A 21,521-nucleotide genomic window follows, 5' to 3' on the forward strand; every position below is an offset into this window, starting at 1 on the left:
CCGAGTTCATATGCCTGCCAAAGCCCGCACCATCCTTCTGCTGCAAGGCCCGCCTTCGCCGTTCTGGGGCGAGCTTGCCGACGGCTTCGCACAGGCCGGCGCACAGGTCCTCAAAGTCAATTTCAGCCTTGGCGACCGGGTCTATTGGGGAAAACGGCCCGCCCTGACATTTCGCGGTCGCCGCGAAGACTGGCCGGATTTTCTGGCTGACCTGATCCAACGCCACGGCGTCACCGACATTCTCTATTTCGGCGATCGGATGCCATATCACGCGGCCGCAGCCGAATGCGCGCGCCGCCTCGGCATACGGGCCTATGTGGTTGAGTTCGGCTATCTGCGCCCCGGCTGGCTGACGCTGGAGCGCGGCGGCATGGGGGCGTATTCGCATTTTCCCAATGATCCCGCCGTGCTGCGCGCTTTGGCGGAAACACTTCCTGCGGTGACGGCGAAGAAGCGCCACGCACATGCGTTCGCGGTCGAGGCTTTCAATGAGGTGGTCTTCAATCTCCTCAACAGCCTGTTCTGGTGGCTGCATCCCGCCTACGATCCCGACAAGTTCTATCGGCCGATACCGGAATATCTGAGCACGCTGCTGCGCACCGGGCGGCGTTGGCTGCAACGCCCCTCCACGGCGTCGGTTGTCGGCGAAGCGGCCGAGGGGTGCTGGCCCTATGCGCTTCATGCCCTGCAATTGCAGAACGACTGGCAGATCCGCGCCAATTCTCCCTACCGGGATCAGCGCCAGGTGCTCGACATGATCATGGCTTCGTTGAGCCGCGACGCGCCGAAGGACATGCGTCTCATCGTCAAGCTTCATCCGATGGATGTCGGCTTGATCGACTGGGGCGCCGAGACCCGCGCCATTGCACGTCGCCATGGCGTGGAGGACCGGGTCCATTTCATCGACGGGGGCGATCTTGATGCGTTGATGGCGGGTGCGGTGGGTGTGTTCGTGGTGAATTCCACCGTCGGGCTTCTCGCCTTGCGCGCGGGACGGCCGGTTAAGGCGTTCGGGGTCGCCATCTACGCTATGCCGGGCCTCACCGACCAACGCGGCCTAGAACAGATGTGGCTGGCGCCTATCCCTCCGGACCCATCCCTCGTCGATGCCCTGGTCAAGACGCTGGCCGCGACCATTCAGTTGCGCGGTTCGGTCTATGATGAAGAAGGTCGCGGCGTCGCGGTTAAGGAAATCGTCGGGCGCGTTCTCGGCGACCTCGTCAACGAGCCCGGCGCCTTCGTCGATCCGCCCCCGCGTCTTGCGGCGGCGCGTGCGCTTGGGGTGACGTGCTGATCCTGCCGACGGTGCCTTGAAGGGGACTACCGATCGAGGGTGTTATCGAGAAAATACCATTGGTCGAGGTTCGCGAGCACGATCGGCTCGATGATCGCGTTGAGATAGGCGACATCATCTGTCGATTTCCGCTCCACCGGCGCGGTGCGCTCGGGCAGATGAAAATACGGCACGGCATCGATCAGAAAATTGGCTTTCTCCACCCGCCGGCAATGCACCACCGCCAACCGAGCACCGCTGTCGCGGGCAAGCCAAGCGGCGATGGCCAGGTTGCCTTCCAGGTGCGGCGGTCGCCCAAAAAACGGACCCATGGTTCGGCCGGCCCGTGCCTCATCGCAGAACACGTAAACGACCCCCCCCTCCTTCAATATGCGACGCGCACTCCGCAGCCCTCGCGCATCAGGCAGGAGTGTCGTCAACCCCAAGTGCTTGCGGACCCGCGTTGCAATGACACGTTGGGCCCAGGTTTCAGGCGGGATCGCAAAGCCCGTTACCTTGTGCCCACGCGCGTGCAGCGCCGCGATGGATGTTTCCCAATTGCCGGTATGAAGCGCCACAGCGACTGTTGCTGCATTAGGAAGATCGGGCACATGGCGTTCAAAGCGTTCCGTCACCTTGATGCGACCGGCGTCGTGCAAGCGCGTTAATACCGCGAACTCCGCCATCAACCGCCCGACATTGTCGAGAAAGCGCAGGACCGCCGCATTGATCTTGGCATCGTCGGCGTCCGGCCAGAGGCGCTTGAGGTTGTTGCGCGCGCCCTCAAGGATCCATGGACGGTTCCGGGGCACGCTCCATCTGACGAACGCACTGCCGATCGCCGAAACCGCATCGATCGGCGCGTAGCGCAGCCCGTAATAAAGCGCGTAGTGCGCCAGATCCTGAAGCCGGGAGCGGAGCGTGTGGACCGGGGGATTCTCAAGGAGGGGTTCGCTCATCGACATTCAACCCTCATGGAAAGGCCCCCGGCCGGGCGAAGCGTCAGGCGGCAAACCGGCTCAACCTGTTTGGTGGTCGCGAGCCTGACGCGAAAACGCTGCGCCAAGGTTGCCAGACAGAGGATCGACTCGGTCAAGCCGAAGGCCAAACCGGCGCAGATGCGGGGTCCGGCGGCGAAGGGAATGTAGCTGTAGGGCCTCGGGCGTTCTGGCCCGAGGAAGCGTTCGGGCTTGAAGTGGTTCGGGTCCTCCCACAGATCGGTTGCACGGTGCAGCAACCAGGGAACGACCAAAACCAGCGCGCCTTTTTCCACCTCCAGCGCGCCGATGCGGTCGGCCCTGTTGGCCTGACGCGACATGATCGGCACCGGCGGATAAAGCCGCAGCGTCTCCTCGATGATGGCGCGCGTATAGGGCAAGGAGGCGACGTCCTGGACTGTCGGCGGGCGGTCGCCCAGCACCTCTTCCAGCTCCCGGTGCAGCGCCGCTTCGGCCCAAGGCGCGTTCGCGAGGCAATACCAACTCCAGGTCAGCAGAGACGCCGTGGTCTCGTGGCCGGCCATGAAGATCGTCGCGGCCTCGTTGCGCAACGCCTGGACATCCAGTTGAAGCGTCGGGCTCTTGGCGCTGCGCTTGACAAGAATGTCGATCATCGAGCCGTCTTCACCGGCGCCTTGCAGATGCCGCTCGACGATATCGTCGATCACGCGCTGAACCTGCCGAGCGCCACGGCGAAGCCCGCGTGAGCGAAAGATCGGCCAGCCTTCGTCCGCGCCCAGGAAGTAGCCGAGATTGAAGCTGTCCACATGGCGCTGGTATTGCGTGAAACCGGCGATAACGGAACGTGCCGCCCCTGCCCCGAGCTGCCGGCCGAAGACGGTGCGGGCAATGATCTCGGCGGTCAGCTCGGCCATCTCGCTCAGCATGTCGAAGGCTTCGCCCTCTCCACGCTCCGACCAGCGGCCCGTCATCTCGACGGCGACCCGCTCCATGGTCGGCGCGAAGCCTGGAAGCCGATTTTTGTGCACGATGTCGGCGACCAGCGGCCGCCGTCGCTTCCAGGTTTCGCCATCGCTGATGAAGAGGCCATCGCCCAGGAGATATTCGAGCGCCCGCCGCATCTGCGGGCTTTTGCGCTCATAGATGTCGTGATGGGTCGCCATGACGTGCTTGATCGCATCGGGCGAATTCACGACGACGATCTGGCGCTTCCACATCCGAAAGCTATCGACGCAGCTTCTATAATGCTGCGCCATCCAATCGCCGATCAGATTGTGCTTGGCACCGATCGCCATTCCAAGGCCGTTCAACGGCTTCGCGCGCGGCTTGATATGGGCCGGGATAAAGTAACCGGGACCCTTCTCCTCGATGATGGGCTGTGGCGTGTAGAAAAAGCGCAGCATCAAGTGGTCATTCCTGGCGCGAGAGCACTTGGCGGCCTTGTCTCTATTCCTAACCCATTTTCAAGCGCCGTGGGTGCCTCTAGTGCCGCTCAAGGACGATCAAGTCCTGGAAGTCGTGAATGGCGCCGGGAATCACGGCATGCACCGAGAATTTGCGGCCGAACAGCAGTTCCGCCTGAGAAACGAACGTCGTCCCATAGCGATAATGCTCTTGCGTAAGGTGAGTGTATTGCTCGGCGAAGTCGAAGCCAACCTCGGCCAAGGTCGCCTTGGCCTGTAGCAGGCGGTCGGGCGCAACGCCCATGAGGCTGGCCACGGTTTCGTCTGAGATGCCCAGCTCAAGCGCGCACAGGCCGTGCAGGGTGAGAAACAGCAAAGCTCCCGGGCGGGTCACCCGGTGCAGTTCGTCGATATAAAACTCGGTCGACTGCCGGTCGATATGGGTGAAGACGGATACGCTGATCACGCAGTCGAACGTCGCAGCCTCGAACGGCAGAGGTTCCGCCGGCTTGGTGTGGATGGCCTCGATCCAGGGCAGGCTCTCGGAAACCCAGGCGATGTTCGCGCTGTCGATATCGACCCCGACATACCGGCCCGAGAACCCCTTGAAATAGCGGCCGACCCGCCCGACACCGACCCCGAAGTCCAGGACGGACTCGAAGCTGTTGAGCGCACGCGGACTGGCGGCTGCAAACGCGGTCAGGATATCCGCCCCGTGGCCGGCAAAGCCCGCCGGCTGAACCAGGCCGGTGGTGTGATACATCAAGGTCTCGGGTGGGAAGGGCGCCACCCAGTCTGTTGCACGCGCGCTATGAAGCGCGGCAAAGATGTTGAAGTCGATCCATTGCGGCAGGGGCCCGGACATTCCGGTTTTAGACGCCTCAGGTAGGGGGCCGGCATACGCCTCGAACAGGCTCTCGATGGTTTCCGCGCGAGCCCCCCTTGGCCGCGCCACATAAATCGCCTCGCGGCTGAGCATTTCGCCTCGTTCCACCAGTTGGGCTTCAAGCAGGTAGAGCGCGCGCAGGAGGGCGCGGCCCTCAAGGTCGCTGTCCATCTCAGGAGAGATGCACCCCGTGGAGAAAAGCGGCGCCAGTAGCGTCCCGCCACGGCTCGCGGTGGATGTGACGTCGAAGTACGCCCGCAACGCACTCTCGCAGGCCCGGGAAGACGGTGTGCCGATCTGAGCCACCGCAGGGGCGCCCTCATACCGCGCCTTCAAGCGCCAGCGGCTCGGCACCTGCTGTAAAAACGCATCCATGAGCCGCGTTGGATCCGGCAAGCCCACGCCATCGAGATCCCTCAGATGCAGCCAGAGCAGCGCGTCTTCGGCGAGATTGTCATGCAGCCAGGAGAAGAGCGCGACTGGGTCCCGCAGGTTCGCCAGCGAAAGCGAGACCAGTGCCGCATCGAAATGCGTCGCATTGGCGAGCGCCGCACCTACGCTGCCGTCCAGAAGCGACCGGTCGACACGGCCCCCGGCAGGCAAAAGCACCGTTGCATCGGCGGCGATGCTCTGGGCTGCGAGCGCAGATTCAATGCATACCGTCTCGCTCTCGGTATCCCCCAGGACGAGGCAGCGTGTGATCGCGCCATGGTCGAGACAGGCTTGGGCGGCCGGATGGCGCTCCGGGGAACCGGTGAGCTTTTCATTGATGGCGGCTTGCACCGCTTCGAGGCCATCCCACAGGACGGGAGGTGAGGTTCCGGCTTCAGTGGACGTTGTTCCGACAGGCGATGTTTCGCCGGACGACATTCCCAAAATGGCGCCCCTCGCGCGCTTGAGCCAGCTCATTCATTCCCTCTTCCGCTAGCCCCCTGCATAGACAGCGCGGTTAAGGGCGACAAGCTGCAAGACGGCATCACGCGTCTTGTGCCGAGAATTCATGGCTTTGCCGCGACAGTCTGGATGCGGTGGGTTGATAAGGTTGGAATCATTCACGCTCGATTGCCATCGGCTTATCGCGCTATAATCCGCGTGTGCCCCACCTCAGCCCTCTTGCAAATTCGCCGGCCAGATATGCTGGTTCGGCGGCTGTGGCGGTGGCAGGAATGGGTCTCGTGTCGATGGTTCTCGTGTTGGAGGCGGACGTCATGCTGATAGCTCCATGGTGAAGGGGGCGGCATTCTTGTCCGGTGCGGATGAGATCATCCCGCGCGACATCCACTTCGATATCCCCGGCAATGCGCAGCGGCATTGGTTCGACGGAGACATCCACAAGACCGCAATTATCGACGGCCTGTCTATATTCCTGCCCGAGGGAGAGCGGTTCTTTATCCGTTCCCTCAAGCACTACGCCTCCAAGCTCGGCGACAAGGAGCTTGCGGCGGAGATCAACGGATATGCCGTGCAGGAGGCCTATCACACCCGCGAGCACGAGGGGTACAATCGTGCCATGATCGCGCTGGGCTATGATGTCCCCAAGATGGAAAAGCTGGTCCAGCAGGCGCTTGATATTGTCACGGACCCGCTTCAGAGGCTCTCGGTGACATGCGCCATCGAGCATCTGACCGCCGCGTTTTCAACGATCGCTCTGCGCAACCCGGAGCTGCTGGACGGCGCTGCGCCAGCCTATCGACGGCTCTGGATGTGGCATGCCCTGGAAGAGACGGAACACAAGGCGGTGGCGCTCGACGTGCTTCACGCCGTCACGCCCGGCCTTGCCGGATGGAAACGCTACTTCCTGCGCGTATTGGGCATGAATGCCACAGCTATTCCCTTCCTCTTTATTTTCCTGAGGAATCTGCCGGTCTACATCCACACAGATGGTGTGAAGGCGGGACCGCGATTTTGGCTGACCGTGTTTGGTGTGCTGTTCGTAAAACCCGCGTTTTTCAGCCGCTGCTTCGGGGTCTGGATCCGCTACTACATGCCGGGCTTTAACCCTCGAAATAAAGACGATGAAGCGCTCGTGCAGAAAGGCCGTGATTGGCTTGAGCGCGACCTCGCCGCGCGGGACGCGGCCGAGCGTGACAGCGCAAAAGCATGACGAGCCGCCTCTTTTCCAGAATTCTTCAGGCGACCGAGACCGGCCACCTGGCGCGCACCCGGAAATTCGCATGGCGCGGCGTCTACAATATCCTCTCCTGGTCGTGGCGCGACGAGGCGTGGCGCTTCATGAACTACGGCTTCCTGCCGAAGGACGGGACGTTCGCGCTGAACCCGCAGGATGAGGAGGAACGGGCCTTTATCGGCCTCTATCATCAGGCGGTGACCGGACTGCATCTCGAAGGCGCACGGGTTCTTGAGGTGGGCGCGGGCCGCGGCGGCGGATCACGCTACATCGCGAGATATCACGCTCCCGCGTCTGTGGTCGGTCTCGACTATTCCCCCGCCACGGTGCGTTTGGCGCGCAAGCTGAACCGTGACACCGCCGCGCTCTCCTTTGAGATCGGCGACGCCGAAAAGCTCCCCTTTGCCGACGGGTCCATGGACATCGTCGTCAATATCGAGTCGTCGCATTGCTATGGCGATGTCGCTGCGTTCGCGCGCGAAGTGTCCCGCGTGCTGGCGCCGGGCGGCTGGTTCACCTTCGCCGACATGCGGTCAAAGCCCATGCTCGCGGACCTCGATCGTCAACTGGCCGCGCCCGGCCTTCAACTGATGCGCGAGGATGATCTGTCGGCGGGTGTTGTTTCCGCTCTCGATGCGGTGGATGCACGCAAGCGCAGGAGCATCGACAAGTTTCCGCTGGTGCGGAAGTTCATGTACGAATTTTCCGGCTCCAAGGGGTCGATCCTTTATAAGGCCCTCGCCGCTAACGATGTCGTCTACGTCGCCCGCCGCTATCAAAAGGTTGCGTAGCCCCTCCCCCGCCTAGGGAGAGAACTATCGGGCGAAACGCAGTGCCCTCGCCCTCAGCCGTCGATGCGGTCGAAGTCGGCGATGGCGCGGGTCGCGGCGCGGATTTCGTCCAGCAGGCGCAGTCGGTTCACGCGGAGCGTGCCGTCGGGGGCGTTCACCGTCACCGCCTCGAAGAAGACATCCACCGGCGCGCGCAGGTGGGACAGAGCTGCCATCGCCTGCGCGTAGTCTTCGTGGGCCACAGCCTCGGCCACTTGCACCTTCACCCTCTCGATGGCGGCGGCGAGGCGTTCCTCGGCGGGCTCCAGGAGGAAGCGTGCATCGGCGGGGCCTTCGTAGCGGGCGCCGTCCTTCTTCTCTTCGATGCGCAGGATGTTCACCGCGCGGCGATAGCCGGCGAGCAGGGTGCGGCCGTCCTCGGTCTCCAGGAACCGCTGGAGGGCCTCCACGCGCCGCACGATCAGCAGCAGGTCATCCTGACCGGGGAGCGCGAACACGGCGTCCACGAGGTCGTGGCGGGCACCGGCCTCGCGCACATGCACCTTCAGGCGATCCGCGAAGAAGGACAGCAGATCGGTGGAGAGATCCGAGGCCATGGTCAGGCCCTCGATCCTGGCAAGCTCGGCCGGCGAGGTGCCGGGCACCGCCTTCACCAGCCGCCCGGCGAAATTGCGCAGCAGGTCGCTGACCACCTTGTCCGCCAGCGTTTCCAGATGGAACACATCGTGGGGGTGGGCGTCGTAATGCGCTTCGCCCAGGATCGGCCGGCTCGCCTCCACCAGCAGGGGCAGCAGCGGCAGGCGAAGCTGGTTGTCCAGCACGATGCGGATCACGCCCAACGCGGCGCGGCGCAGGGCGAACGGATCCTTGGAGCCTGTGGGTTTCTCGTCGATGGCCCAGAAGCCAACCAGCGTGTCGATCTTGTCCGCCAGCGCAACAGCGATGGAGACCGGCGCGGTCGGCACACGGTCGGACGGCCCCTGGGGCTTATAATGCTCTTCGCTGGCGGCGGCGATCTCCGCCGGCAAGCCCTCGCCCTCGGCGTAATAGCGGCCCATCAGGCCCTGAAGCTCGGGGAATTCGCCCACCACCTCAGTCAGCAGGTCCGCCTTGGCGAGGCGCGCGGCACGCTCCGCGAGAACCGGGTCGGCCCCGACCTTGGGGGCGATCTCGCGCGCCAGGACGGCGATGCGGGTGATGCGCGCGGCCTGGTTGCCCAGCTTCTCGTGGAAGGTGATCTGGTCGAACTTCGCCAGACGGTCCTCCAGCTTGGTGCCGCGATCGGTATCCCAGAAGAATTTCGCATCCGACAGGCGGGCGCGGATGACCCGTCCGTTGCCGGCGACGATGGCCGCGCCCTGGTCGGAGGCAGCAAGGTTCGACACCAGGATGAAGCGATTGGCCAAGCGCCCGGTGCGCGGGTCCTTCAGCACGAAGCACTTCTGGTTGGCGCGGATGGTGGCGCGGATCACCTCGTCGGGAATATCGAGGAACGCCTCCTCGAAGGTGCCGATCAACACAACTGGCCATTCCACGAGGCCGGCGACCTCGTCAAGAAGCCCCTCGTCGTCCACCAGGTCCAGGCCGTGCACCAGGGCGAGGTCCTTGGCATCGGCCAGGATCGCGGCCTTGCGGCGGTCGCGGTCGGCGATGACCTTGGCGGCCTCCAGCTTGGAAAGCCAATCCTCGAGGCGCCGCACGGTGATCGCCTCGGGCGCCAGGAAGCGGTGGCCATAGGTGACATTGGAGGAGACGATGCCGTCCACCTCGAAGCGCACGATTTCGGGGTCTTCCATATCCGTGCCGAAGGTGCACAGGATGGATTGCAGCGGGCGCACCCAGCGCAGCGTGCCGCTGCCCCAGCGCATGGATTTCGGCCAGGGGAAGCTGCGGATGATCTGCGGGACGATTTCCGCGATCACCTCGGTGGTGGGGCGCCCGGCGCGCTCCACGACGGCGACGTAAAAATCGCCCTTCTTGGGATCGGTCTGAATGCTGGCCTGATCGATGGAGGACAGCCCGGCGCTTTTGAGGAAGCCCTGGATCGCGCCATCCGGCGCGCCGACGCGGGGGCCCTTCTTTTCCTCGCGCATGTCCTTCTGGCGGCCCGGCAGTCCGTGGACGGCCAATGCCAGCCGGCGCGGCGTGACGAAGGCTTTCGCGCCTTCATACAGCAAGCCGCGCTCCACCAGCGCATCCGTCACCAGCCGGCGCAGCGTGTCGGCCGCCTGGGCCTGCATGCGGGCCGGGATTTCTTCGCTGAAGAGTTCGAGGAGCAGATCGGGCATGGCGTCCGTGCGGCGCGCGGGCGCCGTTTCGGTTGGAGGGCTGAGGATTGCCTAGAGGGTTTCGCCTGTCCCGTCGAGACCCGCGGCTTTCGTGACCAAGACCTAACGGCACGGGCGCCAAGGTGCCCGCCGCATTATTGAACCGTGATCAGCTCTGCTCCGCCGTCAGCGAGTGCCCGGTGCGGTCCGTCATGGTCAGCGCGGCGACGAGGGAGATGGCCGCCAGGGCCATCAGGTAGAAGGCCGGCGCCATGTCGTCATGGGTTCGGCCCACCAGATAAACCGCGACCATGGGCGCCGTGCCGCCGGCGATCCCCATGGCGAGATTGTAGCTCACCGACAGCGCCGAGCAGCGCGTCTTGTGCTTGAACATCTCCACCAGGGCGCAGGGCATGGGACCCGCATAAGCGGCGACCAGCACCGCGAAACCCATCTGCCCCGCCAGCACCCAGTAAGGATCGCGGCTGGCGATGAGCCAGAACAACGGCCAGGAAAACACCAGTAGCCCCGCGAGCCCCGCCACGATCACGACCTTGCGGCCAACCTTGTCGGTGAGCGCAGAGAAGAAGAACACCAGGATCAGCAGAACCACCATGCTGGCGGTATTGATCTCAAGGGCTTCGCTCTCCGGCAGGCCGTCCACCTGATGCATGTAGGTGGTGAGATAGACGAAGATCAGATAGAAGCCCGCGCCGAGCATGGCGTTGAGCGCGACGGAGCGCAGGATGTTGCGCCAATCCTCGCGGAAGGCCTCGACCAGCGGCATGGCGGCGTCCGGCGGGGCGGTGCCCGCCTCCTCGCCTTCCGCGCCCCGCAGAAAGAGCGTGAAGCCACCCAACACCACTCCGGCCAGGAACGGCAGGCGCCATCCCCAGTCCACCAATTGCTCCTGCGTGAGAAGCGCGGCGCAGAGCGAGCCGGCGGCTGAACCCAGCAGCGTGCCGCCGGTCGCGCCCATCGCCGCGAAGGCGGTGGTGAAGCCGCGCCGGGCGGGATCGGTATTCTCGCCCAGGAAAATGGCGGAGGTGGTGTATTCCCCGCCGATCGACACGCCCTGCGCCAGACGCAAGATCAGCAGCAGCACGGGCGCGAACGCGCCGATGGTGGCATAGGTGGGCACCAGGCCGATGATCACCGTGGAGACGGTCATCATGCCGGCGGAGATATAAAGCGCCTTCCGGCGCCCGTAGCGGTCGCCGATATGGCCGAACACCACGGCACCCAGCGGGCGCATCAGGAATGACGCCGCAAAGATGCCGAAGGCCGAAATCAGGCCGATGAAGGGCGTGGCGCCGGGGAAGAAGTTCTTCGCGAAGATGGCGGCGAAGAAACCGTAGGCGGCGAAGTCGTACCATTCCAGCAGATTGCCGAGCGCACCCGCCGCGATCATGCGCGGCGTCGCCCTTTGGGTCGGCACAGCCAGCCCTGACGGAATGGTATCCGAAACCGCCGTCACGCCACCCCGCCTGCCTCGGTCTTCAGCCAGGCGGCACCACAGGCTTTCGCCAGTTCGCGCACCCGCAGGATATAGCTCTGGCGCTCGGTGACGGAGATGACCCCGCGCGCGTCCAGCAGATTGAAGACGTGGGACGCCTTGATGCACTGGTCGTAGGCGGGCAACACCATCAGGTGCTTCTCGCCGGCGTCGCCAGCCTTGAGGTAGCGCACGCAGGCGCCCTCCGCCATGCGGAACTGCTCCAGCAGCATGTCGGTGTCGGCGTGCTCGAAATTGTGCCGGGAATATTCCTGCTCGGCCTGCTTGAACACGTCGCCATATGTGACCTTCTCGGCGCCTTCGCGGCCGTTGAAGTTGAGGTCGTAGACGTTCTCGACCCCCTGCACATACATGGCGAGGCGTTCCAGGCCATAGGTCAGTTCGCCGGCCACCGGCGCGCATTCAAAGCCCGCCACCTGCTGGAAATAGGTGAATTGCGAGACTTCCATCCCATCACACCAGCATTCCCAGCCCAGACCCCAGGCGCCGAGGGTCGGGCTTTCCCAATCGTCCTCGACGAAACGCACGTCGTGCAGCTTCGTATCGATGCCGATGGCGGCGAGCGAGCGCAGATAGAGGTCTTGCAGATCGTCCGGCGAGGGCTTCAGGATGACCTGGAATTGGTAATAATGCTGGAGCCGGTTGGGGTTCTCGCCATAACGCCCGTCCTTCGGGCGGCGCGAGGGCTGCACATAAGCCGCCTTCCAATGGCGCGGCCCGAGCGCCCGCAGCGTGGTTGAGGGATGGAACGTGCCTGCTCCCACTTCCATGTCGTAGGGCTGCAGGATCACGCAGCCCTGGTCGGCCCAGAACCGCTGCAAAGTCAGAAGGAGCCCCTGGAAGGACTTGTCCGGTCGCATATGCGGCGGCAGCGCCGAATCCATCTGGTGTCCTATCGGATTGTCGCGTGGTGGCGCCCAAGGGGGCGCGTCAAGGGCGCGCGGCAAGAAGCGCGCGGGCGGACACTAGTTGCGCGCCGGGGCGAGATCAAGCTGAAGCAACGGCGTCGGTTCCCGCAAAGGACGGTGGTTAACGAAAAATCTATGTGAATGAACCCAATGGGTTGCACGGCGTTATTAGGGTCTACGGGAAGCGATAAGGAGACAATATCATGCACAAGCTTACCCTCGCCACCGCCGCGTTTCTGGCCCTGTCCACCATCGGCGCCTCTGCTCAGATGAGCGGCACCGCTGCCGGACAGGACCCGCACAAGGGTCCGGCTCAAGAAGGCGGCCGCACCACCATGACGCCTGGCGCCAGCGGCTCCGGCGCCGTGAACCCTGGTGACAAGGCTGCCCAGCCGAGCCGCAGCGGCACCATGGCGACGCCGAACACCCAGTCCGGCGGCGCTCAGGAAGGCAGCCGCGTCCAGGCCACTCCGGGTGGCAGCAGCACCATGGGCGGCACCGACGCCACTGGCTCGGTTGCGCCGCGCACCGGCTCGGGCACAGCCCCGACCCCGAACACGCAGGCCGGCCCCGCCCAGGAAGGCGGCCGCACCGGCGCCACCCCCGGCGCCACGCGCTGAAGCCACGCGCTCACGGCCGGCGTCGAATGACGCTGCGCCTTGAGCGCAGGGCAAAAAAAGACCCCGGAGCACATTGTGCTCCGGGGTCTTTTCGTGTGTCAGACGGCCGGATCAGCCGCGGGTGCGGGCGCGGACCATGTAGTCGTCATAGGTGTATTCGACGATCTGCCACCACAGATATTCCTCGTTGCGGAACGCCTTGGCCGCATCGTGGACCTTCTTGAAGTCCGGGTTCTTCTCGCTGATTTCCGCATAGAGTTCCTGCGCGACCTTGTAGCAGGCGTCCATCATCTCGTTCGGGAAGCGGCGGAGCTGCGTGCCGGCCTTGACCAGCCGCTGCACGGCGGCGGGGTTCTTGGCATCGTAATTGGCCAGCATGTTCTCGTTGGCCTGTGCGGCGGTGGCGCGCAGGATGGCCTGGTAGCTCTTGGGAAGCTCGTTCCACTTGGTCTGGTTGTAGAAGAAGGTCAGCGAAGCGCAGCCTTCCCACCAGCCGGGATAATAATAATAAGGCGCGACCTTCTGGAGGCCGAGCTTCTCGTCGTCATAGGGGCCGACCCATTCGGCGGCGTCGATGGTGCCCTTTTCCAGCGCGGGATAGATGTCGCCGCCGGCCAGCTGCTGCGGCACGACGCCAAGCTTGGCCATGATCTGGCCAGCGATGCCCGCGATGCGCATCTTGAGGCCCTGGAGATCCTGGACCGTCTTGATTTCCTTGCGGAACCAGCCGCCCATCTGACCGCCGGTGTTGCCGCCGGGCAGCATGTAGACGTTGTACTTCTTGTAGAAGTCGTTCAGCAGCTCAAGTCCGCCGCCATGGTAGAACCATGCATTGATCTGGCGGGCATTGAGGCCGAACGGAAAGGCGGAGCCGAACGCGAAGGTCGGATCCTTGCCGACATAGTAATAAGAGGCGGTGTGGCACATCTCGACGGTGTTGTTCTGCGTCGCGTCGAGGGCCTGAAGGCCGGGCACGATTTCGCCGGCCGCGAACACCTGGATCTGGAACTTGCCGTCGGTCGCTTCGGAGACGGTCTTGGCCATCAGTTCGGCGGCGCCGTAGATGGTGTCGAGCGACTTCGGGAACGAGGACGTGCAGCGCCACTTCACTTCGGGCGTGGACTGCGCAAGTGCGGGCATGGCAACAGCCGTCGAGGCGGCGACACCCGCGCCTGCGGCGGTCAGGAATTCACGGCGTTTCATAGGCGTCTCCCTGGATCATCTTTTGGAACGTGTGTTGGACGTTCACCCCGCTTCCTTCTAGTGCGCCCCGCGCACGGATGGAAGCGCCTCCGGCGTCATCCCAAAGACTGAGAGGGCGGGACTTCGCGCTATTCGATCACGATGCGCGGCGCCTTGCGGGCGCTGGAGCCGGAACGCTCCATAGAGGCGCGCACCGCGCGGGCGATCTCGCGGTAGGTCTCCGCTTCCGGGCTCTGCGGATCGGACACCAGGATCGGCAGACCGGCGTCCGACATCTCGCGGATGCGCATGTTGAGCGGCACTTCGCCGAGGAACGGCACGCCGAGCTTTTCCGCCTCGTGGCGCGCCCCGCCATGGCCGAAGATGTCGGACCGCCCGGCACAATGGGGGCACATGAAATAGGACATGTTCTCCACCACGCCCAGGATCGGCACATTCACGCGCTGGAACATGGCGATGCCGCGCCGCGCGTCCATCAGCGCGAGATCCTGCGGGGTGGAGACGATGACCGCCCCGGCAAGGTTCACCTGCTGCGCCATGGTGAGTTGGGCATCGCCCGTGCCGGGGGGCATGTCCACCACCAGCACATCGAGCGGCCCCCATTTCACCTCCCGCAGCATCTGCGTGAGCGCGGACATGACCATGGGCCCACGCCAGATCATGGGGGTGTCTTCTTCCACCATGAAGCCGATGGACATGAGCTGGAGACCGAAATTCTCCAGCGGCATCATGGTGCGCCCTTCAATCACCTCAGGCTTGGCGTGCACACCGGAGAGGCGCGGCACCGAGGGACCGTAGATGTCGGCATCCAGCAGGCCGATCTTCAGCCCGAGATCACGAAGGCCGAGCGCGAGATTGATGGCGAGGGTCGATTTGCCCACCCCGCCCTTGCCCGAGGCCACGGCGATGATCGCGGCGACGCCCGGAACCTCGATGGCCTTGCCGCCGCTCGGCTGCGGCGCTCCGGCTGGGCCGGGCTTCGCGCCGCCCGCCTTACGCTCGGCAGTGAGGGCGACCAGGGCTGAGGCGACGCCGGGCATCGCCTTGACGATATCCTCAGCGGCGATGCGCACGCTCTCCCAGGCGCGGGCCTGGGCGGCATCCACATTGATTGAGAGATAGACCTTGCCGCTGGTGACGACGATGCCCGAAAGGGCGGGCGAAGCGGAGAGCGGCACGCCTTCAGGGGTGCGCACCTTCGCAAGCGCCTGACGCACGCCCTCTTCCGTCACTTCGGCCATGTCGAGCCCTCCCGATCTGATTTGTCTCTTCCTTTGCACACCCGCTGGGCGCGGTCGAGGCTGGCGGCGATGTCAGCCTGAAGCTCCGGCAGCAGGTCGGCCTCGAACCAGGGGTTCGCCTTGAGCCATCCAGTGTTGCGCCAGGAGGGATGGGGCAGCGCATAAACCCGCGTGTCGTTGCGCGAAGCCCGCACCTGCCGCCACGCCGCCACCGTCTCGGTGAGCCCCTTGCCCAGCAGATGCCCCAGGCCGAGGCGCTTCAGATGATAGGCCTGCGCCGGGCGGCCGATGGCCAGCACGAGGTCAAATTCAGGCAGGGTCGCGAACAGCCGGTCGTGCCAGAGCGCCAAGCACTCCCGGCGCGGCGGCAGGTCCGAGCCCTTGGCGTCCTGGCCGGGAAAGCAGAAGCCCATGGGGGCGATGGCGATGCGCGACACATCGTAGAAGGTGGCATCGTCCACACCCATCCAGCGGCGCAGGCGGTTGCCGGAGGCATCGGTGAAGGGAATGCCGGAAAGGTGCACCTTGGTGCCCGGCGCCTGGCTCGCCACCAGAATGCGCGCGGTGGCGGACGCCCGCAGCACCGGGCGCGGCTCATGCGGCAGCGGCGCGCCGATCGGCGTCTCCACGCACGCGCGGCAGGCACGGATCGCGCCCAGCAAATCGTCCAGTTCCCCCTGCCCCGCGCCAGTCTCAGCCATCAATGATCAGACCGCCCTCAGGCCCCCGCCTTTGCGGCGGGACGTGCCGAGACTTCAGCGCGCCAGCGGGCGATGTTGGTATGGTCTTCCGGCACGGCGATGCGGGCGGCGCGCATGAAGTCGATCGCGACCAGGGCGACGATGTCGGCGGCGGTGAAGCGGTCGAGCGCAATATAGCGGCTGTCGCCCAGGCGCCAGTCGAGATAGGCGAGGAAATCCAGGGCCTTCGGCTTGTTCGCCTCGCCCCACTCCTTCACCTGCGGCACCTCCCGCTCGGCAAGGGCGGGATGGATGTGCCGAAAGGCGAACTGGATCGGCAGCATCAGCTCGATCTCGCACTGGCGCAGCCACATCTCCACCAGACCCTGCTCCTCGGCGGTGCGGCCGAACAGGTTGGGCTCCGGGTGCAACGCCTCGAAATAGCGGCAGATGGCGATGCTTTCCGCGATCACCGTGCCGCTTTCCAATTGGAGCACAGGGAGCTTCTTGCGCGGATTCAGCGCCAGGAAATCGTCCTGCATGTGCTCCATCTTGGCGAGATCCACCATCACCACCGGAACCTCGACGCCCTTCTCCGCAAGGAAGAACTGCACACGACGGGGATTGGGCGAGCGGGTGGAAAGATAGAGCAGCATGGCCGTGGTCATTCCCGTGACTTCGACGGGGGACAGACCATGGGACATGGGCAGCGTCAAGGCGCGAGCGGCTGCGGAATGCGGGTGCTGCCGAAGGCAGGAATGGTGGGCGATACAGGGATTGAACCTGTGACCCCTCCCGTGTGAAGGGAGTGCTCTCCCGCTGAGCTAATCGCCCTGCCATGGTCGCGCCAATGGCGAGAGGCGCGATGTAGTGCGGCAGGCGCCGAAGTGTCAAGGCCCTTTGCGTGGGAAGAGGGGGACACAGGCGACTTGATCGGCTGGGACCCTGCTTGAACGCGTAGACGCCTCTTCATTGTCATGGCCGAGCTTGTCCCGGTTATCCAGAAACTCGCCGGGGATCTGCCTTCAAGGCACGCGAGGCGGCCCGGCTTGGATGGCCGGGACAGGCCAAGCCTGACCACATTAAAGATGTGCTGGAGCGCTTGGAGGCTTCCGCCGAGGGGCCGTCGCTGAGCGATCTGGTCGTAGCGGACGGTCTCAAGGTGACCGCCAAGACGGTCGCCGCAAAGTTAAAATCCACGCCGAAATCTTGAACTTGGCCGTCGCTTAGACGGCTAACGCTACGTCTAAGCTTTGAAATGCTTGCATTTGTCGCATCTCAAGGTGGCGATAAAATAATGACGACTGGCATGGAACTTGTTTTTATTTGGTGATTCATAGGGGGAGTTACAAGCCGATGAGATCCGCCGTTCGCGCCGGTCTGGCGCTCGTGTTCCTTGTGTCCGCGTCATCCGCCTTCAGTGCCGAAGGCCAGCGCATCTCGGTCATCGATGGAGATCCCGGCCAGTCCGCCTATCAGCGGCTGGTCAATCAGGGCTACCGCGTGGACGTCTTCCTGGATGGCGTCAAGCAACGTTTCACCCTCACCGCCGATGAGCGGCAGGGCGTCATCGTCCGCTTCTCGGTGGCGCCGAGCGGCGATATTCGCACCGACACCGAGGGCCGCTTCGTCGAAGAAACCGTAAGGGGCAAGGTTGAAATCCGCGCTTGGCGTGATCCAGCCGCCCTGCCCGGTCCGGTCGATATCTAGGGTCACAGCTTAGGCCGCCTTGGAGCAGATATCGGCGAGGATGCCCGCCTCGCCGATGGCGAGGGCCTGACGCCAGCCGCGCAGGTTCGGTACGTCGTCCTTGCCGTTCGGGGCGGCGAATGAGGTGAACGGCACCCAGCCATCGGCAGTCTGCGTGCGCACGGAGCCGCCTGCCGACAGGACCAGCGCGATGCCGGCCGCCACGTCCCATACGTTGGGCCGCTGAAACCATGCGGCTTGCATGAGGCCGGCCGCGACGAAGGCGCATTCGATGCCTGCCGACCCGGTCTTACGGGGATCGGCTGCAATATCGAGGCGTTCCGTGATGCCGGGCGAACCCACCAGTCGGCGGCGCACGGCGGCATTCGGCGTGGGCTTGATGACGTCGTTCTCGAACATCAGCGGGCCGTTCCGCCGCGCGTGATAGACGCCGGATCGAAGGGCGTGGCTGGTGGACACCCACACCGCTCCCGCCACCGGCTCGCCCTCAAACAAAACACCGATGCAGCCGGCGAACAGCGGAAACCCGTTGACGAAATTGGCGGTGCCGTCGATCGGGTCCACCGCCCAGATGAAGCCGGAGCCGTAAACCCGCTCGTCGTTGAATTCTTCGCCGAGGATTTCGTGATCGGGAAAGTTTTCGGAGACCCGCGTGCGGATCAATTGCTCCACGCGCGTGTCCACTTCCGAGACCGGATCGCGCAGAGACAGAGCCTCCTTGTCCGCGCCCGGCTTGTAGCGGATTGCCAACGTGCCACCGAGGGCCGCGGTGATCTCGGTTCCCGCGAGCCGGGCGAGGTCCACGGCGAGCGCCTCGATCTTCTTGAGATTTTCGTCGGACAATTCGCTCACAGCAGCGCTCATCGGATGCTCCTTGACGCGGGACTGTCACGAAAACCCGCCGGGCGGCGGGTGGTTCCCGCTCCGCTTAGAAGCCCCAGCGGTAATAGCCGCGGTCGGGATCAATGCATGTGTAGCCCACGAAGCATTGCGGCGTGTCGCGGGCCGGCACCCATTCGGGCTTGAGCGCCTGCCCCGGCATGCAGAAGCGCAGGCTGGAAACGTAGCGGTCGAACGTTGTCGCGGACGTGTCCATCACCACCCCGCCCTGCCGCGCCACCATGCCGGCGGCGCTGGCGCAGGCCATCTTGTAGCTCGCGGGCCGCGCCTGCGCCGGAAACGCGGCACACAGGGTGCCGGCGGCGATGAGTACAATCGGAACCATGCGCATGGACGCAGCCTCCTGAATATCCAGACGGAGTGGAAGGATTGATAGCGCGCCGCGGTTCCATCGCCAGCTTTGCAGGCGGCTTGCGGCCCGTTTAACCTGGGGCATGCCGAACAGCGCCCTGCCCCTTCGCAGCCACCGGGTCACGACACCGGACGGCCTCTCCATCGCTGTGAAGGAATGGGGCGACCCGGACGGGCGAGCGGTCCTGTTCATCCACGGATATGCCCAGGCCGGGCTGTGCTGGACCCATCAGGTCGGCGATCCCGCGATCGCCCATTTGCGGCTCGTCACCTATGACCTGCGCGGCCACGGCGCTTCGGACAAGCCTCTCGGTGGGCATTATTATCGCGAGAGCCGGCCCTGGGCCGACGAGGTGCAGGCCATCATCACGCAGTGCGGCCTGGAGCGGCCGGTGCTGGTGGGGTGGTCTTACGGCGGGCGGATCATCTGCGATTATCTCGCCGCCTACGGTTCGGACAGCCTCGCGGGCCTTGTCTTCGTGGATGCGGTCACCGACACCGCCCGGCATTTCTACGGTTCCTGTAACGCCCTGATGCGGCAGATGACCGATGCCGAGCCAGAGGTGTGCATCGCCGCCACCCGCGCCTTCCTGCGCGCCTGCTTCCACACCCAGCCGGAACCGGACCTGTTCGAGACCCTGCTCGCCGCCTCCATGATGGCGCCGCCCCAGGTGCGCGCCGCCATGGGACGCCCGGCGGAGCACGGCCATCTGCTCGACACGCTGGGCATTCCCGCGCTTGTGATCCATGGCTTGGAAGATCAGGTGATCACGCGTGCCATGGCCGAGTATATCGCGGCGAGCATGTCCGGCGCGCGCCTGGAATGGCTCGCCACCGGCCACGCACCGTTTCTGGAAAATCCGTCTCGCTTCAACGGTTTGCTGGGGGATTTCCTGCATTCCCTTGGGTGAGACGCATCACAGACGCGTGGGACGGGAACTTGCACAGCCATAAATCGGTTGCAGCAGTGCCGCATTTGCGGCGAGATCATGATCAGGCGCATGTGCTGTTCCAGGGCGCCAAAGGGACATGAGATGGGCTCGTTGAGATTTAGGCTTTTCGCTGCGACCGCCCTCCTGGCCAGCGCCATAGCGCTCCCCGCGCATGCGGATGACCGCTACGAGATTTTCAATTTCAATTCGCTGTTCGGCGGAATGACCGCGGGCACCTCAGGGATGCCGCGCCAGATGGTGGCGATCGACCCCAAATATGCGCCCGGCAGCATCGTCGTCAGCACCAGCGAGCGGCGCCTCTATTACGTGACCGCGCGTGGTCAGGCCGTGCAGTATGGCGTGGGCGTCGGCCGCGACGGCTTCCAGTGGTCCGGCGTGAAGACCGTGAGCGCGAAGCGCGAATGGCCGGGCTGGACCCCGCCCGCGCAGATGCTGAAGCGCCGCCCCGACCTGCCGCGCTACATGCCCGGCGGCATCGACAACCCGCTCGGCGCGCGCGCCATGTATCTCGGCTCCAGCCTCTACCGCATCCACGGCTCCAACGAGCCCGAGACCATCGGCCAGGCGGTCTCCTCGGGATGCATCCGCATGACCAACGACGACGTCACCGATCTCTACAATCGCGTGAAGGTCGGCGCGACGGTCTATGTGATGCGGTGATGTGATTTGGGGTGGCGCGGCTTTGGTGGTGTTTGTCGAGTGACTGCGGCATGCCCCCTCTCCCCAAGGGGGAGAGGGCTGGGGTGAGGGGGACAACCCTCTCCAGCCTTGAGATGTCGGAGCCCCCTCACCCGGCTGCTTCGCAGCCGACCTCTCCCCCTCGGGGAGAGGTAGAAACAGCCAGGCCCGGGCATCTAACGAACTGCGGGCGTTTGCGATATCCCTTTTTGCAGAGCTCTCGCCTGCGGGAGAGGGAATAACTTTTCCTAAATGAGGCCAGATGTCCTGGATCTTATTGTTCATTGCCGGTCTGCTTGAGGTCGTCTGGGCCTTCTTCATGAAGCAGTCGGAAGGGTTCACGCGGCTGACGCCGACGATCGTGACTTTTGTCACCATGGCCGCCAGCTTCGGCCTGCTCTCCATCGCCATGCGAACCCTGCCGCTGGGCACCGCCTATACGGTGTGGACCGGCATCGGCGCGGTGGGCGCGTTCGTGGTGGGCATCTGCGTGCTGGGCGAAGAGGTGAGCGCCATGCGCATCATCGCCGGCGTGCTCATCGTGTCCGGCATCGTGCTGATGAAGGTTTCCGCCTCGTCCTGAGCGCGCTCAGACCTTCTCGGGCGCCCCGTAGACCTCATCCGCCCGCTTCTCGAAGGCATCGGCGAAGCGGCGGAAGGCGGCGTCGAACATGGCGCCCATCAGAAGGCCCAAGGTGCGCGAGCGGAATTCGTAGGAGATATTGAACTTCACCTCGCTGCGGCCGGGCGTCGTGTCGCGGAACTCCCACCGGTTGTCGAGGCGGCTGAACGGCCCATCGAGATACTCAACCTGGATCGCCAGATGCGGCCGGTCGACCGTGACGCGCGAGGTGAAGGTCTCGCGGATCAGCTTGTATGCGACGGTCATGTCGGCCACCAGAACCTCGATGCCCTCGCCGGCCGGCGTGCGTCGGCGCACGCGGAGCGCCTGGCACAGCGGCACGAACTGCGGATAGTGCTCGACATCCGCCACCAGCGCGAACATGTCGGCGGCGCTGTGCTTCACCACGCGGCTGCTGGAAAAGGACGGCAC

21 protein-coding genes and 1 tRNA gene are annotated in these 21,521 nt (G+C 64.7%); 8 read left to right on the top strand and 14 right to left on the bottom strand.

Annotated features, from left to right (window positions below):
• Window positions 1-10 precede the first annotated feature (10 nt).
• Window positions 11-1,294, top strand: coding sequence for a capsule polysaccharide biogenesis protein (locus ADADO0_RS01720; RefSeq protein WP_511303356.1), 1,284 nt, complete (start codon window positions 11-13; stop codon window positions 1,292-1,294).
• Window positions 1,295-1,320: 26 nt separating this feature from the next.
• Here the strand turns inward: ADADO0_RS01720 and ADADO0_RS01725 are convergent, their stop codons facing one another.
• The 3 genes from ADADO0_RS01725 to ADADO0_RS01735 all read right to left on the bottom strand — a co-directional run bounded on the left by ADADO0_RS01725 (window position 1,321) and on the right by ADADO0_RS01735 (window position 5,430).
• On the bottom strand, window positions 1,321-2,238 hold the full coding sequence (locus ADADO0_RS01725; RefSeq protein WP_511303357.1) for a lysophospholipid acyltransferase family protein: 918 nt from the start codon (window positions 2,236-2,238) through the stop codon (window positions 1,321-1,323).
• Window positions 2,229-3,635, bottom strand: a complete 1,407-nt coding sequence (locus tag ADADO0_RS01730; RefSeq protein ID WP_511303358.1) for a cytochrome P450 — start codon at window positions 3,633-3,635, stop codon at window positions 2,229-2,231. The genes ADADO0_RS01725 and ADADO0_RS01730 overlap by 10 nt, the downstream gene beginning before the upstream one ends.
• 79 nt (window positions 3,636-3,714) lie before the next feature.
• Window positions 3,715-5,430, bottom strand: coding sequence for a class I SAM-dependent methyltransferase (locus tag ADADO0_RS01735; RefSeq protein ID WP_511303359.1), 1,716 nt, complete (start codon window positions 5,428-5,430; stop codon window positions 3,715-3,717).
• A 313-nt stretch (window positions 5,431-5,743) separates the two neighbouring features.
• Between ADADO0_RS01735 and ADADO0_RS01740 the strand changes: the two genes are divergently transcribed.
• Both ADADO0_RS01740 and ADADO0_RS01745 read left to right on the top strand, forming a co-directional pair.
• On the top strand, window positions 5,744-6,625 hold the full coding sequence (locus tag ADADO0_RS01740; RefSeq protein ID WP_511303360.1) for a metal-dependent hydrolase: 882 nt from the start codon (window positions 5,744-5,746) through the stop codon (window positions 6,623-6,625).
• Window positions 6,622-7,440, top strand: a complete 819-nt coding sequence (locus ADADO0_RS01745; protein ID WP_511303361.1) for a class I SAM-dependent methyltransferase — start codon at window positions 6,622-6,624, stop codon at window positions 7,438-7,440. The genes ADADO0_RS01740 and ADADO0_RS01745 overlap by 4 nt, the downstream gene beginning before the upstream one ends.
• Window positions 7,441-7,493: 53 nt before the next feature.
• Here the strand turns inward: ADADO0_RS01745 and glyS are convergent, their stop codons facing one another.
• The 3 genes from glyS to ADADO0_RS01760 form a co-directional block, all read right to left on the bottom strand.
• A complete protein-coding gene (gene glyS, locus ADADO0_RS01750; protein ID WP_511303362.1) occupies window positions 7,494-9,728 on the bottom strand; it encodes a glycine--tRNA ligase subunit beta in 2,235 nt (744 codons plus the stop codon).
• Between the two features lie 148 nt (window positions 9,729-9,876).
• Entirely contained in the window at window positions 9,877-11,184 is a 1,308-nt protein-coding gene (locus ADADO0_RS01755; RefSeq protein WP_511303363.1) for an MFS transporter, read from the bottom strand.
• On the bottom strand, window positions 11,181-12,083 hold the full coding sequence (locus ADADO0_RS01760) for a glycine--tRNA ligase subunit alpha (protein ID WP_511303407.1): 903 nt from the start codon (window positions 12,081-12,083) through the stop codon (window positions 11,181-11,183). Before ADADO0_RS01760 ends, ADADO0_RS01755 begins: the two co-directional genes overlap by 4 nt.
• A gap of 251 nt (window positions 12,084-12,334) precedes the next feature.
• On the opposite strand from ADADO0_RS01760, the gene ADADO0_RS01765 reads away from it, so the two are divergent.
• Complete coding sequence (locus tag ADADO0_RS01765) at window positions 12,335-12,751, top strand: hypothetical protein (RefSeq protein WP_511303364.1); 417 nt, start codon at window positions 12,335-12,337, stop codon at window positions 12,749-12,751.
• A gap of 111 nt (window positions 12,752-12,862) precedes the next feature.
• On the opposite strand, the gene ADADO0_RS01770 is transcribed toward ADADO0_RS01765, so the two are convergent.
• The 5 genes from ADADO0_RS01770 to ADADO0_RS01790 form a co-directional block, all read right to left on the bottom strand.
• Window positions 12,863-13,954, bottom strand: a complete 1,092-nt coding sequence (locus ADADO0_RS01770) for a TRAP transporter substrate-binding protein (protein ID WP_511303365.1) — start codon at window positions 13,952-13,954, stop codon at window positions 12,863-12,865.
• Window positions 13,955-14,082: 128 nt separating this feature from the next.
• Entirely contained in the window at window positions 14,083-15,195 is a 1,113-nt protein-coding gene (locus ADADO0_RS01775; protein ID WP_511303366.1) for an Mrp/NBP35 family ATP-binding protein, read from the bottom strand.
• Entirely contained in the window at window positions 15,183-15,896 is a 714-nt protein-coding gene (locus tag ADADO0_RS01780; protein ID WP_511303367.1) for a uracil-DNA glycosylase family protein, read from the bottom strand. Before ADADO0_RS01780 ends, ADADO0_RS01775 begins: the two co-directional genes overlap by 13 nt.
• A gap of 17 nt (window positions 15,897-15,913) precedes the next feature.
• Complete coding sequence (locus ADADO0_RS01785) at window positions 15,914-16,531, bottom strand: glutathione S-transferase family protein (RefSeq protein ID WP_511303408.1); 618 nt, start codon at window positions 16,529-16,531, stop codon at window positions 15,914-15,916.
• Window positions 16,532-16,634: 103 nt separating this feature from the next.
• Window positions 16,635-16,709: transfer RNA gene (locus ADADO0_RS01790), tRNA-Val, on the bottom strand.
• 522 nt (window positions 16,710-17,231) lie between these two features.
• On the opposite strand from ADADO0_RS01790, the gene ADADO0_RS01795 reads away from it, so the two are divergent.
• Window positions 17,232-17,585: a hypothetical protein gene (locus ADADO0_RS01795; protein ID WP_511303368.1), complete on the top strand. Its 354-nt coding sequence runs from the start codon at window positions 17,232-17,234 to the stop codon at window positions 17,583-17,585.
• Window positions 17,586-17,594: 9 nt separating this feature from the next.
• Here ADADO0_RS01795 and ADADO0_RS01800 read toward each other — a convergent pair whose 3' ends face one another.
• Window positions 17,595-18,449 carry an inositol monophosphatase family protein gene (locus ADADO0_RS01800; RefSeq protein WP_511303369.1) on the bottom strand — a complete coding sequence of 285 codons (855 nt, stop codon included), beginning with the start codon at window positions 18,447-18,449 and terminating at the stop codon, window positions 17,595-17,597.
• 64 nt (window positions 18,450-18,513) lie between these two features.
• Window positions 18,514-18,816, bottom strand: a complete 303-nt coding sequence (locus tag ADADO0_RS01805; RefSeq protein WP_511303370.1) for a hypothetical protein — start codon at window positions 18,814-18,816, stop codon at window positions 18,514-18,516.
• A gap of 103 nt (window positions 18,817-18,919) precedes the next feature.
• On the opposite strand from ADADO0_RS01805, the gene ADADO0_RS01810 reads away from it, so the two are divergent.
• The 3 genes from ADADO0_RS01810 (at window position 18,920) to ADADO0_RS01820 (ending at window position 21,050) form a co-directional block, all read left to right on the top strand.
• The gene (locus ADADO0_RS01810; RefSeq protein WP_511303371.1) at window positions 18,920-19,747 is read left to right on the top strand and encodes an alpha/beta fold hydrolase; all 828 of its coding nucleotides are present in this window, start codon (window positions 18,920-18,922) and stop codon (window positions 19,745-19,747) included.
• A gap of 123 nt (window positions 19,748-19,870) precedes the next feature.
• Window positions 19,871-20,449: a L,D-transpeptidase gene (locus ADADO0_RS01815; RefSeq protein ID WP_511303372.1), complete on the top strand. Its 579-nt coding sequence runs from the start codon at window positions 19,871-19,873 to the stop codon at window positions 20,447-20,449.
• A gap of 280 nt (window positions 20,450-20,729) precedes the next feature.
• Window positions 20,730-21,050, top strand: coding sequence for a DMT family transporter (locus ADADO0_RS01820; RefSeq protein WP_511303373.1), 321 nt, complete (start codon window positions 20,730-20,732; stop codon window positions 21,048-21,050).
• A gap of 6 nt (window positions 21,051-21,056) precedes the next feature.
• Here ADADO0_RS01820 and ADADO0_RS01825 read toward each other — a convergent pair whose 3' ends face one another.
• Entirely contained in the window at window positions 21,057-21,521 is a 465-nt protein-coding gene (locus ADADO0_RS01825) for a type II toxin-antitoxin system RatA family toxin (protein WP_511303374.1), read from the bottom strand.

It is taken from the genome of Aquabacter sp., assembly GCF_965279295.1.
Taxonomy (GTDB): Bacteria; Pseudomonadota; Alphaproteobacteria; order Rhizobiales; family Xanthobacteraceae; genus Aquabacter.